We start from the raw sequence: 15,859 nt of genomic DNA, 5'->3' as shown, positions 1-15,859 counted from the left end.
TCGATCGGACGTCACCGCAGCAACCCCTTGAGCTCGAAAGTGGGTGTCGACGCCAATGCGGCGGCTTCCGCTGCGCGGGCGACCGTTTCGCGGTTCACGCCGAGCGGCATCTCCTGTATTTTCTTGTGTAGCTCGAGGATTGCATCGAGCAGCATTTCCGGTCTGGGTGGGCACCCGGGCAAGTAGATGTCCACCGGAACCACATGGTCGACGCCTTGGACGATCGCGTAGTTGTTGAACATGCCGCCCGAGGACGCGCATACCCCCATGGCCAGAACCCATTTCGGCTCAGCCATCTGATCGTAGATTTGACGCAGCACGGGCGCCATCTTCTGGCTGACGCGGCCGGCGACGATCATCAGGTCCGCCTGCCGCGGGGAGGCACGAAATGCCTCCATACCGAATCGGGCGATATCGAATCGGCCGGAACTGGTAGCCATCATTTCGATTGCGCAGCAGGCGAGACCGAATGTGGCGGGCCAGAGTGAGCCCTTCCTGACGTATCCGGCGAGGCCTTCGACCGTACTCAGCAGGAAGCCACTCGGTAGCTTCTCTTCGAGACCCATATCTGACCCTTCCGATTCAAAGTTTTTGAAAGTGGCGAACCTAATCCCAACTGAGCCCGCCGCGACGCCATTCGTAGGCGTAGGCGACTGCAGCGCTGACGACGAACAGTCCCATCGCGAGAAGCCCGAATAAGCCGAGCGCGTCGAAATGCACGGCCCAGGGATAAAGAAAAACGATTTCGATGTCGAAAATGATGAACAGCATCGCCGTCAGATAGAACTTCACGGGGTAGCGACCTGCACCCATCGGTTGAGCTGTCGGCTCGATACCACATTCGTAGGCATCCATCTTTGCCCGGTTGTACCGCTTCGGGCCGACTACCGAGGCGATGACGACGGAAACGAGAGCGAAGGCGACGGCGACAGCACCGAGGACAAGGATGGGAATGTACTCGTTCATGCTGTTCGCGCCTCCGTGCATGCCTTGTGGGCAGCCTGTAGGAATGTGAGCTGAAACACAGCCTACCGGTGTGATGCCCCGACGTGTCTCTGTTTCGGACTGTGCGGAAAGGGTGTCGGGTCCACTACGCGGGAAAAGTTTGGGACGGTGGCGCTTTCGGCAGGTTTTCGAGTAGCTTCACGACCGTTTCCGTCAACACGAACGGGTCCAGCGGATGTGACACTGCCGCGTCGGCGCCGGACCAATCTGCCAACCATCTGTCGTCCGGTCGGCCGGTCAGAACCACCAACGGTGGACAGTGCGCGAGCTCGTCCCGCAGTTGCTTCGCCACGCCCATTCCCCCGGCAGGCGCCGACTCCCCGTCGAGGATGGCGAGGTCGATGCCACCGGCATCCAAATAGTGAATCACCATCGGGGCCGATGCGACTTCGAGATAGTCGAAGGCGCCGAGCGTCGCTTTCGGGTGTGTGCCGATAGCCGTCGTCACATACGCGCGCGTGTCGGAGTTGCTGCTGTACACGAGGATGCGGAGAGCACGGGTCACAGGATCTGATGCTACGACTGGGGACGCAGGAGACGTGGGCGATTCATGTTTCCAAGTGCGTTCCACTTGGGGCGAATGTGTAACGTTCCTTGCTTGTCGGGGGATGGACCATCGAACAGAGTCGCCACCGAGCGGCAGGCGGCCGAAAGGAACTTCGATGCAGGATCAGCACGCCCCACAGTTTCCGCACGTCTTCGGTCCGACCGAGGACGTACTGACCGAGTTCGGTGTGACTCGGCAGAGCTTCATGGCCCGATTGCGAGAGATTCTCCTGCAGGATCCACCTCCCAAGGGCCTCGATCGCACGGATGTCGCTGCACTGCTGCGAGTCTGTCGCGCCTGATCAGGTTCTCGCGTACTCCAGAATCGCGTTGCCCTTGGACGTCCCGCGCACGCTGCGCAACTCGAGCTTGGTGAGCGGATCACCGGGTTCGAACATCTTCCGACCCGAACCGGCAATCACGGGGTGCGTCATCAGCGTCAGTGAATCGAGGAGTCCGGCGAAGAACAGGTGGCGAACGATGGAAATGCCGCCGACCACGGCGATCTCTCCACCTTCCGATGCCTTCAAATCGTGAACGAAGTCATCGAGATCCCCGTCGATGAGTGAGGCATTCTCCCAGTTGAGTGGACCGGTGAGCGTCCTGGAAGCGACGTGCTTGGGTACGGAGTTGATGAAGCCCCCGAAGCCGTCCTCGTCCCCTGCGGTCGGCCAATATCCCGACCACTGCTCGTAGCCGACTCGTCCGAGAATTACCGCGTCCACTCGCTCGATCATCGCCCCCAGCAGACCACCCATTTCTTCGTCGAAACTGTCGAACTGCCATTGTTCGGGGGACTCGACCACTCCGTCGACGGAGTGAAACAGACCTGCTGTCAGTGTGCGCATCGATCTTCTCTTTTCGTGGTTGTCGGGGCTCTTGTCGTTCGACCTGTGGACTCTGTGAAACTCATCGGTGCGCGAGCGTTCCGCAGAGGTAGCAGACTGGTGCCGTGACCGATGCCACCGAACCACCGCCCAAGCCGAGGACCGCCGAGCATTCGCGGCTCGCCGAGTCGCCCGGCGTGTCCGGGCCCTGGCGTCAGTGGGGCCCCTATCTCGCCGGCCGCCAGTGGGGCACAGTCCGTGAGGACTACTCGATCGATGGGGACGCCTGGCAGTCCTTTCCCTTCGATCAGGCGCATGCACGGGCCTACCGTTGGGGAGAAGACGGATTGGGCGGGATCTGCGATCGTTTCGGGTTTCTGAACTTCGCTTTCGCGCTGTGGAACCGCAAGGACCCCGTCCTCAAGGAACGACTCTTCGGTCTTACCAACGGTGAAGGCAACCACGGCGAGGACGTCAAAGAGTACTGGTGGGTCGTCGACGGCACCCCCAGTCACAGCTGGATGCAATGGCTCTACCGTTATCCACACGCCGAATACCCGTACCGGCAGCTTCGTGAGGAGAACGCGCAACGAGGACGCGACGAACGGGAATACGAACTCTCCGATACCGGAATTCTCGACGAGAACCGTTTCTTCGACGTGCAGGTCACCTACGCCAAGGCAGCCCCGGACGACATCGCCATCGTCATCTCGATCACCAATCATGGCCCCGAGGCCGCGTCGGTGGATCTGCTGCCTCATCTCTGGTTGCGCAACACCTGGGCGTGGGGTCGCGACGACCGTGGCGGCGCCCTCTCGGAAATGAAGGCACCCGAATTGCAGTCCGGGCGGGTGCGCGCAATCGCAGCCGAACATGGCTTTCTCGGAAAGTACTATCTCAGCGCCGAAGGGGAACCCGAGGTCCTCTTCTGCGACAACGAAACGAACTCGGCGCAGCTCTGGGGTCAGGAGAATGTCAGCGCGTACTGCAAGGACGGAATCGGCCGCCGCGTCGTCGAAGGTGACACCGGCGCGGTAAACCCTGAACAGACGGGCACGAAGTCGGCGTTCTGGTTTCGATTCGACGACATCGCACCCGGCGCTACCGTCGAGGTCAAGCTTCGTCTGTCTCACAACGAGCCGGACGCACAGACCTTCGGACGTGGGTTCGACGCCATCGTCGCCGACCGACGTTCGGAAGCCGACGACTTCTACGGCGTCGTGATCGGATCCGATCTGGACGAGAATGATCGCCATATTGCTCGGCGGGCGTACGCGGGGCTGTTGTGGACGAAGCAGCTCTACCGTTACGACGTCGAGCAATGGCTCGAAGGCGACCCGGTGGGGGAGCCCGCACCACCGTCGCGGCGCGATCCCACGGCGCGAAATACGCACTGGCGTCATCTTGCTCTCGCGGACGTGATCTCGATGCCCGACGAATGGGAGTATCCGTGGTTTGCTGCTTGGGACTTGGCATTTCATACCATTCCGCTCGCACATGTCGATCCGGATTTTGCGAAGGAACAGTTGGTGTTGATGTGCCGGGAGTGGGCGATGCATCCCAATGGTCAGCTCCCCGCTTACGAGTGGGAGTTCGGTGACGTCAATCCACCTGTCCATGCGTGGGCGGCGTGGCACGTCTACCGCATCGACGGATACCGTGACCGAGAATTCCTGGTGCGTGTATTCACCAAGCTGCTGTTGAATTTCTCCTGGTGGGTGAATCGAAAGGACTCGGCGGGTTCGAACATCTTCGAGGGTGGCTTCCTCGGAATGGACAATATCGGCTTGTTCAACCGCTCTGCGCCATTGCCGCCAGGATTTCGGCTCGAGCAATCCGACGCCACGAGTTGGATGGCGTTCTACTGCCAACAGATGTTCAAGATCTCGCTCGAGCTCGCGCGTCACGACAATGCCTGGGACGACGTCGCGACGAAGTTCTTCTCGCATTTTCTGTCGATCGCGAAAGCTGTCAAATCATTTGGATCGCAACATATTTCATTGTGGCACGAAGAGGATGGGTTCTTCTACGACGTCCTCGTTCCGCCAGAGGGCGACGCGGTACCGATGCGGGTACGTTCGATGGTCGGCCTGCTCCCGATTCTCGGTGCTACCGAGATTCCGTCGTGGGTCGAGGAGGAATGCCCTGATCTGACCGCACGTCTGCGCTGGGTGCAGCATCGTCGACCTGACATGGTCAGTCCGCTGCTTGCGCGGAAGGACGGCGACGAAATTCGAGTGCTGCTCTCCCTCGTCGAACCGGAACGACTCAAGCGTGTGCTGGCCAGGATGTTCGATTCGGAAGAGTTCCTGTCGCAGTACGGAATCAGGTCGCTGTCGGCGTCGTACCGGGACGGCGTCACGTTCGATGTCGACGGCCGCAGTCTGTCCATCGAGTACGAACCCGGCGAATCACGCACCGGCATGTTCGGTGGCAACTCGAACTGGCGTGGCCCGATCTGGTTCCCGGTCAACGTGTTGTTGGCCGACAAGTTGCGCGCATACGGCCGTCACTACGGCGAATCCTTCACCATCGAGATTCCCACCGGATCCGGCAATCATCGCACCTTGACGCAGGCAGCAGATTTGATCGACAGCGGGTTGGCGTCGCTGTTTCGGCCCGTGAACGGCAAGCGTCCTGCGGACGGTGCGCGAATCGAGGCGAGCGAGGACCCGTTGTGGAGCGTGCACCCCACCTTCAACGAGTATTTCGACGGTGACACCGGGGAAGGCCTCGGAGCATCGCACCAAACTGGTTGGACGGGATTGGTGGCGCATCTGCTGAGGCCGCGTCTGCCGTTGTAGTCGCGGCGCGTCCTAGAGTGGGGAAATGAAGATTCGCGGCGCAGTGCTCGAGGAAATCGGACGGTCTCGGCCGTTCGCCCAATCTCGGCCGATCACGATTTCGGAACTCGATCTCGACCCGCCCGGTGAGGGGGAATTGCTCGTCCGAATCGAGGCCGCCGGCCTGTGTCATTCCGATCTGTCCGTGGTCGACGGCAATCGCGTACGGCCGGTTCCGATGTTGCTCGGGCACGAGGCAGCCGGACGCGTCGAGGCGCTCGGGTCCGGGGTCGAGGACATCGCACTAGGCACCCGCGTGGTGATGACCTTTCTGCCTCGATGCGGAGAATGCGCCGGCTGCCGGACCGACGGGCAGATGCCTTGCGTGCCAGGCAGTGCGGCGAACAATGCCGGTGAACTACTCGGTGGCGGTGGAAGATTGGCGCGCGCGGGCCAGGAAATCAAACATCATCTCGGGGTCTCCGGATTTGCAACACACGCGGTAGTGAGCCGCAAATCGGTCGTAGCCGTCGACGACGATATTCCGGCCGATATCGCGGCGGTGCTCGGCTGTGCAGTATTGACCGGCGGTGGCGCAGTCCTCAACGCCGGTGCGCCCAGGCCCGGCCAGTCCATCATGGTGGTCGGTCTCGGTGGCGTCGGAATGGCCGCTGTACTGACGGCTGTATCCGTGGGTGTCGGTGAGGTCATCGGCGTCGATGCAGTGGCTGAGAAGCTGGCAACCGCTCGCGAACTCGGTGCGACTCGGACGTATTCACCTGCCGAGCTTCATGAGCTGGGTATCAAAGCGGACATCGTGATCGAGGCTGCAGGAAACGCGCGCGCCTTCGAAGCAGCCGTCGCCGCGACGGCACCCGGCGGCAGGACCGTCACCGTCGGCCTTCCCGCTCCCGACGCCAGGTCTTCGATATCGCCTCTCGGACTCGTCGCCGAAGCGCGCACGATCATCGGCAGCTATCTCGGTTCTGCAGTGCCCGAGCGTGACATTCCGAAGTATGCGCAGCTCTGGCGCGAGGGCAGGCTACCTGTCGAGAAGCTGATCTCCTCGCGAATCCGGCTCGAGGACATCAACTACGGCATGGACGAACTCGCCGACGGCAGAGCGATCCGTCAGGTCATCACCTTCGACGAGCAGTAGCGACCCAGCGGCCGTTGCTGCGTCCGATCTCGATGGGATGGTCGAAGCACGCGCTGATGTTCTCGGTCGTCAGTACGTCCTCGACGAGGCCGTCGACCATGATGTGGCCGTCGCGAATGAGCACGGCATGCGTCGTGGACTTGGGAATTTCCTCCAGATGATGCGTCACGAGGATGCTCGACAATGATTCGTGCTGTGCGCGCAGATTGTCGAGCGCAGAGAGAAGTTGTTCGCGAGCAGCGAGGTCGAGTCCGGTCGCGGGTTCGTCCAGAAGCAGAAGCGCAGGGTTGGACAGGAGTGCTCGCGCGATCAGCGCGCGGCCACGTTCACCCTGCGAAAGTGTGCGCCAAGGTGAGTCGCTGCGATCCTCGATACCGAGGGAGGCGATGAGCGATCGGGCCCGGTCTTTCTGCTCAGAAGTGGCCGACCAGCGCGGAATCAGATCGGGGGTGTTGGTGAGCCCGGTGAGCACGGTCTCCAGCAGCGTCAATGGGGCATCGATACGCAGTCGAGGATCGACGTGACCGATGTGGGTGCGCAGCTCGCGCATGTCGACACGGCCGAGTTGGTGACCTAGGACATGGACGGTGCCCCGAGTGGGGTGCACTGACGCGCCGAGCATGCTCAGCAACGTGCTCTTACCTGCTCCGTTGGCGCCGAGCAGCACCCAGTGCTGCCCCTGTTCGACCTGCACCGATGCGCCGCGCAGTAGATGTCGTCCGCCTCTGACCAGGTCGACGTTGTGGGCGCGCACGACGCTTTCCGTATTCACCGGTCGACAGTATCTTGACATCGAGTCCGGTTTGCAGCCTGCCCGACGACTACCGATTTCCAACCGGCGTAGTACGGGCACCGCGCAAGTCAGTAGGCTTGCCCAAGCCGTCAGTGTCAGCGAAAGCAGTGTCAGCGAAAGAGAGCGGAAACAGTCGTGAGTGCACAAGCGCCTATTCGAGTCGGCGTCCTCGGGGCCCGCGGCAAGGTGGGGCAAGCCATCTGTGACGCCGTCACGGCAGCAGACGGGCTCGAATTGGTTGCCACGGTCGATCAGGGCGACCCGATTTCCACCTTTGTCGACGCAGCCACCGAGGTCGTCGTGGACTTCACGCATCCGGACGTGGTGATGGACAACCTGAAGTTCCTCGTGGAGAACGGTATTCATGCCGTTGTGGGAACTACCGGATTCGACGAGGGACGCCTCGACACCGTCCGGTCATGGCTGGCGAACTCGCCCCGGACCGGTGTCCTGATCGCGCCGAACTTCGCTATCGGTGCCGTATTGACGATGCGCTTCGCCGAGCAAGCAGCACGATTCTTCGAATCGGTCGAGGTGATCGAACTACACCACCCGAACAAGGCCGACGCGCCGTCCGGGACGGCATACCGCACGGCCCAGCTGATCGCCGACGCGAGGAAGAAGGCCGGCGTAGGTCCGAGTCCGGATGCTACGACCACGGAGTTGGACGGTGCCCGAGGCGCTGAAGTCGACGGCGTTCGCGTGCACTCCATCCGTCTCGCTGGACTGATTGCCCATCAGGAAGTTCTGTTGGGAACGCAGGGGGAGACGCTCACCATCCGACACGACTCGATGGACCGCTCGTCCTTCGCCCCCGGGGTCCTACTCGGTGTGCGTGAAATTTCCGGACGGCCCGGGTTGACGGTCGGGCTCGACCCCTTCTTGGATCTGTAGCGAGGTTGCGATGAACAAGGCCACCAAAGTTGTGCTCATCATCGGCGTCATGGTGCTGGTTCTGGGCTTCTATTTCTACCTTCTCGGAAGTCGCGGTCTGTCGCTGATTCAGACCGGTGGCCCGGTCAACATCGGTCTCGGAATAGGCGTCATTCTGTTGCCCATCCTCGGAGTATGGATTGTCGGCGCCACCCTCAAAGCAGGGTTCGATCATCAGCATCTCGCCAGCCGGATGCGCGAGGAGAACCTCGAACTGGACGTGTCGGATCTACCGACCATGCCGTCGGGTCGGATCGCCCGCGACGCCGCCGACGAACTCTTCCAACAGATCAAAGGTGAGTGGGAGAAGGATCCGGACAACTGGCGCAACTCCTACCGATTGGCACGAGCCTACGACTACGCAGGCGATCGAGGTAGAGCACGCGAGACGATGAAGCGGGCAGTAGAACTCGAACGGCAGGAATCCGCGGAACGATGACCGCCACTCTGCTCGTCGTCCACCACACACCGTCGCCGATGACGCGTGAGCTTCTCGAAGCGGTGCTGGCGGGTGCGAGAGATCCCGATATCGAGGGTGTGACCGTTCGGAGCGTTCCCGCGCTGGGTGCGACGATCTCCGATGTCCTGGGCGCTGACGGTTATCTTTTCGGAACACCGGCGAATTTCGGCTACATGAGCGGTGCTCTCAAGCATTTCTTCGACACCACCTACTATCCGTGTCTCGACGCGGTCGCCTCCCGCCCGTACGGCATGTGGGTTCACGGCAACAACGACACCGTCGGCGCTGTATCGGCGATAGCGAAGATCGCCACCGGGTGGGCGCTGGAAAACGTTTCCGCTGCACTGGAACTGACGACTGCGGACAAGGCCGCCAAGGATTCTTGCTACGAACTCGGCGGCACGCTGGCAGCAACTCTCATGAGCTGAACCGCCGTGTCTTCGGAACGGTGGGGCGTGGGTGCTGCCGCATCGTCCCCATCGACGCAACGAGCACGAGTAGGTCGGACCCTCATGACAGAGTGACGTCATGCGTGAGATGAGTGCATCGATGGCACGCCGCACCGCCCTGGCTGCGCAGGGGCTGGCGTCTGTGCGTGTTGTGAAAGAGGGGCTGGCGTCCACACGCGCAGTGCACAAGGTGATTGCACAGACGCAGTTGCTCCAGATCGACTCGGTGTCGGTGCTCGTGCGCGCCCACTATGCGCCGGTGTTCAGTCGAATCGGCAAATACGACCGAACTGTGATCGATCAGGCTGCGTGGACCGATACTGCGCGACGCCCTCGGAAGCTTGTCGAGTATTGGGGGCACGAAGCCGCGCTGATACCGGTCGAGGATTGGCCGCTGATGGGTTGGCGCACAAAGTTGTACGAGCAAGGGCGTTGGGGAGGAGCTGCCAAAGTTTTGGAGCGGAACCCGTCGCTCGCCGACGATGTTCTTGCTGTCATCGGAGATTTCGGGCCGTCGAGTGCCGGTGACATCGAGCGTGCGCTGGAGGTCGAACGTCCTGGACGCAAGGGCCCGTGGTGGGACCGCAGTGACGTCAAGGTCATGTGCGAGCAAATGTTCGCGGCGGGCATGGTTTCGGTTGCCACTCGCTCCGGTTTCGTTCGGCATTACGACCTGACGGAGCGGGTGATTCCGCCCGATATCCTCTCTCGCACGGTGAACGAGGCCGATGCAGTGAGGGAATTGGTCAACAAGTCTGCGGTGGCGCTCGGTGTCGCAAGCGAACCCGATCTTCGTGACTACTACAGACTTTCGCAGAAACAATCGAAAGCCGCTGTCGCCGAACTGGTGGAGGACGGGGTCCTCGAACCCGTCGAAGTACGCGGTTGGGACGTGCCCGCGTACCTGCATGTCGATGCTCGTATTCCCCGGTCCGTCCGGGGGAGTGCGCTGCTGTGTCCGTTCGACCCGATGATCTTCTATCGTCCGCGCGTCGAGCGCATCTTCGGTTTTCGCTATCGCATCGAGATCTACACCCCACAACACAAGCGGGTACACGGTTATTACGTTTTCCCGTTTCTGATGGGAGACGAGTTGGTCGCGCGGCTCGATCTCAAGGGTGACCGGGCGCGCTCGGAACTGCAGGTGCTCGGCGCGTTCGTCGAAGGTGAACGCGCCGTCGGTCCCATCGCTGTTGCGCTGGCGCAGGCCCTGCGTGAAATGGCGGACTGGCTGGGCCTCGACGCCATCGTGATCGGTGAACGCGGCGACCTCGTGACTGCCCTCGCAAGCGCTGTGTAACCAATCGTCTGTTCGGGCAGCGGGATGTACTCGATGGTGCGAACATCGCAAGTGTGACTTCACGAGTGTCCGTATCCGACAGTGAACTGCCCCCACAGGTCGTGGTGCTCTTCGGAGCAACAGGAGACCTGGCGCGCCGCAAACTTCTTTCGGGGATGATGCACCTGGCGTTGTCGGACCTCGCTCCACGAATACGTGTCGTCGGAACTTCGCTGGAAGAGATGACAAGCGACGAGTTTCGCCAGATGGCCCTGGAATCGGTTGTTGAATTCTCCACCCGGACGGTCTCCGACGAGCATTGGAGCGAGTTCGCACGCAAGCTGACGTATGTATCGCAGAAAGCCGGGCCTGCGGCGCTCAGTGACGCTGTTGCGCACGCCGAGATGGAGTTGGGTCCGGGAACCCGGCGCCTGCACTACCTCAGTGTTCCTCCGAAAGCTGCTCTCGCCGTGGTCGAGATGCTCGGCGCCGCCGATCTGGTCGAACGATCGCGCATCATCATGGAGAAGCCGTTCGGTACCGATCTCGACAGTGCAATCACCCTGAACGCCACACTGCACGAGACGTTCGAGGAAGATCAGATCTTCCGCATAGATCACTTCCTCGGAAAAGAGCCTGCGCAGAACATCCTGGCTTTCCGATTCGCCAACGGCCTGTTCGAGCCGATCTGGAACCGGAACTTCATCGACCACATTCAGATCGACATTCCCGAAAAGTTGGGACTGGACGGTCGGGCGAACTTCTACGAATCCACGGGAGCTTTCAAAGACATGGTGGTGACGCACCTGTTTCAAGTTCTCGCGTTCATGGCGATGGAGCCACCGACTGCCCTCGAACCCGGCGCGATCGGCGAGGAGAAGAACAAGGTCTTCCGCTCGATGATTCCTCTGGATCCGAAAAAGGTTGTGCGCGGACAGTATTCCGGCTACCGGTCGGAGTCCGGGGTGGCTGACGATTCCGACACCGACACCTTTGTCGCACTCCAGTGCGAAATAGACAACTGGCGGTGGGCAGGGGTTCCGTTCTACCTACGGACCGGTAAGCGGTTGGCCGAGGGACAACGGATCATTTCGATTGCCTTCCGTGAGCCACCCAAATCGATGTTCCCGGCGGGATCGGGCGTCGGCGCACAGGGGCCGGACCACCTGACGTTCGACCTAGCGGACGCGTCGAAGGTATCGCTGTCGTTCTACGGCAAACGGCCGGGGCCAGGGATGCGGCTCGACAAATTGTCCATGCAGTTTTCCATCCAGGACACCGAACGGGTCGGCGACGTTCTCGAAGCGTACGAGCGCTTGATTCTCGACGCCATGCATGGAGACCACACCCTGTTCACGACGGCAGAGGGCATCGAGCGACTGTGGGAGGTATCGGCGCCGCTCCTTGCCGATCCGCCGCCGGTTCGGCTGTATTCACCTGGCTCGTGGGGACCCAATGCCATTCATCAACTCGTCGCCCCGCACGCGTGGCGGTTGCCGTTCGAACGTGCGTGGCGCGAGAAGAAGTGACGTCAGAAGCCGCTGCGGTCCTTGCGTATCTGATCGCGCAGTGCCCCTTGGACTGCTTGTGACAGCCATGAATTGAGCGACACCCCATTGGTGGAGGCTGCTTCCTCGGCGCGATCCTTCATGTGTTCGACCATACGAAGGGTCACCCGGCGCATTTCGCCGGTGACCTCGTCCATGGTCGGATAGTCCTCGGAAGGGCTGCCGCTGCCCGAGGCTGTTGGACCTGAGGCGGTGGGGGACATTCGGACTTCGCCGAAGACATCGGCACCGTCCAGGCGGACGTGGACCGAACGGTCGCCGAGTTGCTCGTTCAGTTCGTCGGCGAATTCCGACAGCGCGCCCATCAGCATGAGTTTGGCCGACGCTTCGGCAGCTGCGCCGAGTGCTTCCGCAGTCTGTCTCGTGTGTTCGTCACCCAGGGCAGCGGCCGCGAGTAGATCGGCGCGCAGCGAGGCGGTGTGCTTGTTCAGTTCCATGACGTCAGTGTGACGCCATAAGTGACGTCATGCAAGGTGTCACGGTGTTCATGGATAGGCTGAACCGACGGACGGGCCAGCTCGAGTGGAGGAACTGCGGTGCCGAATACGGTGTCACTGAATGTGCAATTGGTTGCCAAGACCGAATTCTCGGGGCCGCCCGACATCCCGTGGGAAACCGATGCCGATGGCGGACAGGCCCTGGTCGAGTTCGCTGGTCGCGCCTGCTATCAAAGTTGGTCCAAGCCCAATCCGCGCACTGCGACCAATGCGTCGTATCTGCGCCACCTTCTCGATGTCGGCCACCTGTCGGTTCTCGAACATGCGAGCGTCAGCTTCTACATCACTGGCATTTCCCGGTCGTGTACCCACGAGCTGATCCGACACCGGCATTTCTCGTACTCGCAGCTGTCACAGCGATTCGTCCCCGAGAACGACGCCAAAGTCATCGTTCCTCCCGCGATCGAGGGTGACCCGCACCTGGAAGCACTCTTCGAACGAGCTACCGACGCCAGTCGGGCCGCCTACGTCGAACTTTTGGATGCTCTCGATCACAAGCTCGAAGGCGTCACCAATTCGGCGTTGCGGGGTAAGCAAGCTCGTCAGGCCGCCCGGTCGGTGTTGCCGAACGCGACCGAGACACGCCTGCTCGTCACCGGAAACTACCGGGCGTGGCGTCACTTCGTCTCGATGCGAGCCTCCGAACACGCGGACATCGAAATCCGGCGACTTGCCGTGGAATGTCTGCGTCAGTTGGCGGAAGTGGCACAGGATGTATTCGGCGATTTCGAAATATCGACGTTGGCCGATGGTTCAGAGGTGGCGCACAGCCCATTCGTGACCGAGCTGTGAGGACCGCCAGTAGCACCGGGTAACCTTGCTGACCATGACATACGGTGACGCCGCTCCTCCCATCCAGCCACCGTTCGGCACGGTGCTCACCGCTATGGTGACGCCATTCACTGCCGACGGGAAGTTGGACATAGATTCGGGAGTGCGTCTCGCTCATCACCTGGTGGAACAGGGAAACGACGGCCTGGTTCTGGCTGGAACAACCGGAGAGTCACCGACCACCACGGAGAACGAGAAGCTCGAGTTGATGCGGGCGGTCATCGCAGCTGTCGGACACCGCGCGCGGATCATTGCCGGTGCGGGCAGCAACGACACAGCACACAGCGTCGAACTCGCTCGTGATGCCGCGCGGGCAGGCGCACACGGCCTTCTGGTCGTGACGCCGTACTACTCCCGTCCACCGCAGGCAGGTCTGTATGCGCACTTCACCGCTGTTGCCGACGCAACCGATCTGCCTGTCATGTTGTACGACATCCCGCCGCGCTCGGTCGTCCCGATCGAGACCGAAACACTGCGCCGGTTGGCGGAGCATCCCAGAATTCTTGCCGTCAAGGATGCGAAGGGCGATCTCAATGCCGGCGCCGAACTGATAGCGTCCACTGGTCTGCAGTTCTTTTCGGGAGACGATCCACTCAATCTCCCGTGGCTGTCCGTCGGAGCTACCGGTTTCGTCAGCGTCATCAGCCATCTCGTCCCGGCCCGCGTCCGCGAACTGCACACCGCGTTCATGGTTGGTGACATTGCGCGCGCGCAGGCCATCAATGCCAGCCTCATCCCCGTCATTCGCTCGGTCTCCCGCCTCGGCGGGGTCAGTGCAGCGAAGGCGGGTCTACGCCTCATCGGAATCGATGTTGGCGAACCCAGACTTCCCCAGGTGCCACCGAGCATCGACCAAATCGAATTGCTCGCAGCTGACCTGCGAGCAGCAGGAGTGCTTGTATGAGTAGACCACCCAGATCACGCGGCCGCGCAACCCGAAATGCCGGACCTCCGGCTGAGCGACCGGCTCAGTCGTCACGTCCCGTGGCGCAGAACTCGGCGAAGACGCAACGCCCGGACAACCGTAAAGCGATCGACCCGACAGCACGCCTCGGATTACCTCCGAAGGCGCCGTCCAAGGGGCTACGCATCGTTGCCCTGGGCGGCATCGGTGAAATCGGCCGGAACATGACCGTCTTCGAGCATCAGGGCAAGCTCCTGATCGTCGACTGCGGCGTGCTCTTCCCCGAAGACCAGCAGCCTGGCGTCGACCTGATCCTTCCCGACTTCCGACACATCGAGAACCGGATGGCCGACGTCGAGGCCGTCGTTCTCACCCACGGCCACGAGGACCACATCGGTGCCGTGCCTTTCCTCCTGCGACTGCGCCCGGACGTTCCTGTCATCGGCTCGAAGTTCACTCTTGCCCTCGTCGCAGCAAAATGCCGCGAGCATCGTCTGCGGCCGAACCTCGTCGAGGTCGTCGAAGGCCAGAAGACGAGCCACGGACCGTTCGAGTGCGAGTACTTCGCCGTCAACCACTCGATTCCCGACGCGTTGGCCATTGCGATACGTACCGATGCGGGCGTCGTTCTGCACACGGGCGACATCAAGCTCGACCAGTTGCCGCTCGATGGCCGGTTGACCGACCTCGCAGGCTTCTCACGTCTCGGTGACGAGGGCGTGGACCTCTTCCTGGTGGATTCCACCAACGCTGAGGTTCCCGGATTCGTCACACCCGAGCGCGAGATCGGTGGCGTGCTCGACACCGTCATCGGCAAGGCCAAGCAGCGTGTCATCGTGGCATCTTTCGCAAGTCACGTGCATCGAATCCAGCAGGTCATCGACGTCGCAGAGCGGTACAACCGTCGAATCGCCTTCGTCGGTCGTTCGATGGTCCGCAATATGCAGATCGCCCAGGATCTCGGTTACCTCCGTGTGCCCGAAGGCCTCGAGGTCAACGTCGACACCGCCGCGACGCTTCCCGACGACCGGCTCGTGTTGATTTCGACGGGCTCTCAGGGTGAACCGCTCTCGGCATTGTCACGGATGGCTCGCGGCGAACACCGGCAGATCAACGTCAAGGCCAACGACCTCGTCGTGCTGGCATCGTCGCTGATCCCCGGCAACGAGAACTCCGTTTTCGCCGTCGTCAACGGTCTGGCCAAGCGCGGAGCTACGGTCGTGACCCAGCAGAACGCGAAGGTCCATGTGTCGGGTCACGCTTCTGCGGGTGAACTGCTCTACCTGTACAACGCGGTCCGTCCCACGAACGTCATGCCTGTGCACGGAGAGTGGCGTCACCTCCGCGCGAATGCAGCACTCGCCAAGGCCACCGGCGTTGCCGAGGACCGTGTCGTGCTCGCCGAAGACGGCGTCGTCGTCGACATGGTCGACGGGTTGGCTCGCATCGTCGGTCAGGTCCCGGTCGGTCACGTGTACGTCGACGGCTTGTCCGTGGGCGACGTGGGTGATTCGACACTGTCGGATCGACTCGTTCTCGGCGAAGGCGGCTTCATCGCCATCACCGTTGCCATCGATTCGACAACAGGGCGGGCGGTCACGACCCCCGAAGTGTCCGGTCGCGGGTTCTCCGACGATCCGACTGCTCTCAAAGCCACCGTTCAACTCGTGGAGGCCGAGCTGCAGCGCCTTGCGACCGACGGAGTCACCGATACCCATCGCATTGCGCAGGCCGTGCGACGCGTAGTCGGCCGGTGGGTTGCAGACAAGTACCGCCGTAAGCCGATGATCGTTCCGACGGTCATGGCAGTGAACTGACAGTTCTT

At 61.8% G+C, this 15,859-nt stretch carries 17 protein-coding genes; 11 read left to right on the top strand and 6 right to left on the bottom strand.

Annotation, left to right across the window (positions count from 1 at the left end; genetic code table 11):
* Window positions 1-11: 11 nt before the first annotated feature.
* The 3 genes from H2510_RS01945 to H2510_RS01935 form a co-directional block, all read right to left on the bottom strand.
* Complete coding sequence (locus tag H2510_RS01945; RefSeq protein WP_084348670.1) at window positions 12-566, bottom strand: NADH-quinone oxidoreductase subunit B family protein; 555 nt, start codon at window positions 564-566, stop codon at window positions 12-14.
* 40 nt (window positions 567-606) lie between these two features.
* Window positions 607-966 carry an NADH-quinone oxidoreductase subunit A gene (locus H2510_RS01940; RefSeq protein WP_186626702.1) on the bottom strand — a complete coding sequence of 120 codons (360 nt, stop codon included), beginning with the start codon at window positions 964-966 and terminating at the stop codon, window positions 607-609.
* A 124-nt stretch (window positions 967-1,090) separates the two neighbouring features.
* Window positions 1,091-1,510 carry a response regulator transcription factor gene (locus H2510_RS01935; RefSeq protein WP_186626701.1) on the bottom strand — a complete coding sequence of 140 codons (420 nt, stop codon included), beginning with the start codon at window positions 1,508-1,510 and terminating at the stop codon, window positions 1,091-1,093.
* 157 nt (window positions 1,511-1,667) lie between these two features.
* On the opposite strand from H2510_RS01935, the gene H2510_RS01930 reads away from it, so the two are divergent.
* Complete coding sequence (locus tag H2510_RS01930) at window positions 1,668-1,853, top strand: hypothetical protein (protein ID WP_186626700.1); 186 nt, start codon at window positions 1,668-1,670, stop codon at window positions 1,851-1,853.
* On the opposite strand, the gene H2510_RS01925 is transcribed toward H2510_RS01930, so the two are convergent.
* Window positions 1,854-2,399, bottom strand: a complete 546-nt coding sequence (locus tag H2510_RS01925; RefSeq protein ID WP_186626699.1) for a dihydrofolate reductase family protein — start codon at window positions 2,397-2,399, stop codon at window positions 1,854-1,856.
* Window positions 2,400-2,503: 104 nt separating this feature from the next.
* Between H2510_RS01925 and H2510_RS01920 the strand changes: the two genes are divergently transcribed.
* Window positions 2,504-5,182: an MGH1-like glycoside hydrolase domain-containing protein gene (locus tag H2510_RS01920; protein WP_186626698.1), complete on the top strand. Its 2,679-nt coding sequence runs from the start codon at window positions 2,504-2,506 to the stop codon at window positions 5,180-5,182.
* A 25-nt stretch (window positions 5,183-5,207) separates the two neighbouring features.
* Window positions 5,208-6,320, top strand: a complete 1,113-nt coding sequence (locus tag H2510_RS01915; protein ID WP_186626697.1) for a zinc-binding dehydrogenase — start codon at window positions 5,208-5,210, stop codon at window positions 6,318-6,320.
* On the opposite strand, the gene H2510_RS01910 is transcribed toward H2510_RS01915, so the two are convergent.
* On the bottom strand, window positions 6,301-7,092 hold the full coding sequence (locus tag H2510_RS01910; RefSeq protein WP_315901171.1) for an ATP-binding cassette domain-containing protein: 792 nt from the start codon (window positions 7,090-7,092) through the stop codon (window positions 6,301-6,303). The genes H2510_RS01915 and H2510_RS01910 overlap by 20 nt on opposite strands.
* 156 nt (window positions 7,093-7,248) lie before the next feature.
* On the opposite strand from H2510_RS01910, the gene dapB reads away from it, so the two are divergent.
* The 5 genes from dapB (at window position 7,249) to zwf (ending at window position 11,763) form a co-directional block, all read left to right on the top strand.
* A complete protein-coding gene (gene dapB / locus H2510_RS01905; RefSeq protein ID WP_186626695.1) occupies window positions 7,249-8,007 on the top strand; it encodes a 4-hydroxy-tetrahydrodipicolinate reductase in 759 nt (252 codons plus the stop codon).
* Window positions 8,008-8,017: 10 nt separating this feature from the next.
* Complete coding sequence (locus H2510_RS01900) at window positions 8,018-8,485, top strand: tetratricopeptide repeat protein (RefSeq protein WP_186626694.1); 468 nt, start codon at window positions 8,018-8,020, stop codon at window positions 8,483-8,485.
* Window positions 8,482-8,934 (top strand): flavodoxin family protein, encoded by a 453-nt coding sequence (locus tag H2510_RS01895; protein WP_186626693.1) that lies wholly within the window; start codon window positions 8,482-8,484, stop codon window positions 8,932-8,934. The genes H2510_RS01900 and H2510_RS01895 overlap by 4 nt, the downstream gene beginning before the upstream one ends.
* 100 nt (window positions 8,935-9,034) lie before the next feature.
* Window positions 9,035-10,255 carry a winged helix-turn-helix domain-containing protein gene (locus H2510_RS01890; RefSeq protein WP_186626692.1) on the top strand — a complete coding sequence of 407 codons (1,221 nt, stop codon included), beginning with the start codon at window positions 9,035-9,037 and terminating at the stop codon, window positions 10,253-10,255.
* A gap of 53 nt (window positions 10,256-10,308) precedes the next feature.
* A complete protein-coding gene (zwf, locus tag H2510_RS01885) occupies window positions 10,309-11,763 on the top strand; it encodes a glucose-6-phosphate dehydrogenase (RefSeq protein WP_186626691.1) in 1,455 nt (484 codons plus the stop codon).
* Between the two features lie 2 nt (window positions 11,764-11,765).
* Here the strand turns inward: zwf and H2510_RS01880 are convergent, their stop codons facing one another.
* A complete protein-coding gene (locus H2510_RS01880) occupies window positions 11,766-12,239 on the bottom strand; it encodes a hypothetical protein (RefSeq protein WP_186626690.1) in 474 nt (157 codons plus the stop codon).
* A gap of 99 nt (window positions 12,240-12,338) precedes the next feature.
* Between H2510_RS01880 and thyX the strand changes: the two genes are divergently transcribed.
* Genes thyX through H2510_RS01865 form a run of 3 tightly spaced genes read left to right on the top strand, consistent with a single transcriptional unit; the run spans window position 12,339 to window position 15,851 of the window.
* On the top strand, window positions 12,339-13,091 hold the full coding sequence (thyX, locus tag H2510_RS01875) for an FAD-dependent thymidylate synthase (RefSeq protein WP_186626689.1): 753 nt from the start codon (window positions 12,339-12,341) through the stop codon (window positions 13,089-13,091).
* Window positions 13,092-13,125: 34 nt separating this feature from the next.
* Entirely contained in the window at window positions 13,126-14,034 is a 909-nt protein-coding gene (gene dapA, locus H2510_RS01870) for a 4-hydroxy-tetrahydrodipicolinate synthase (RefSeq protein ID WP_084348960.1), read from the top strand.
* On the top strand, window positions 14,031-15,851 hold the full coding sequence (locus H2510_RS01865; RefSeq protein ID WP_247596127.1) for a ribonuclease J: 1,821 nt from the start codon (window positions 14,031-14,033) through the stop codon (window positions 15,849-15,851). The genes dapA and H2510_RS01865 overlap by 4 nt, the downstream gene beginning before the upstream one ends.
* The last annotated feature ends 8 nt before the right edge of the window (window positions 15,852-15,859 follow it).

Source organism: Rhodococcus sp. BP22 (genome assembly GCF_014281965.1).
In the GTDB taxonomy this organism is placed as follows: domain Bacteria; phylum Actinomycetota; class Actinomycetes; order Mycobacteriales; family Mycobacteriaceae; genus Rhodococcoides.
Note: the sequence above shows the minus strand (reverse complement) of the source record. Positions and strands in the feature narration are given on the sequence as shown.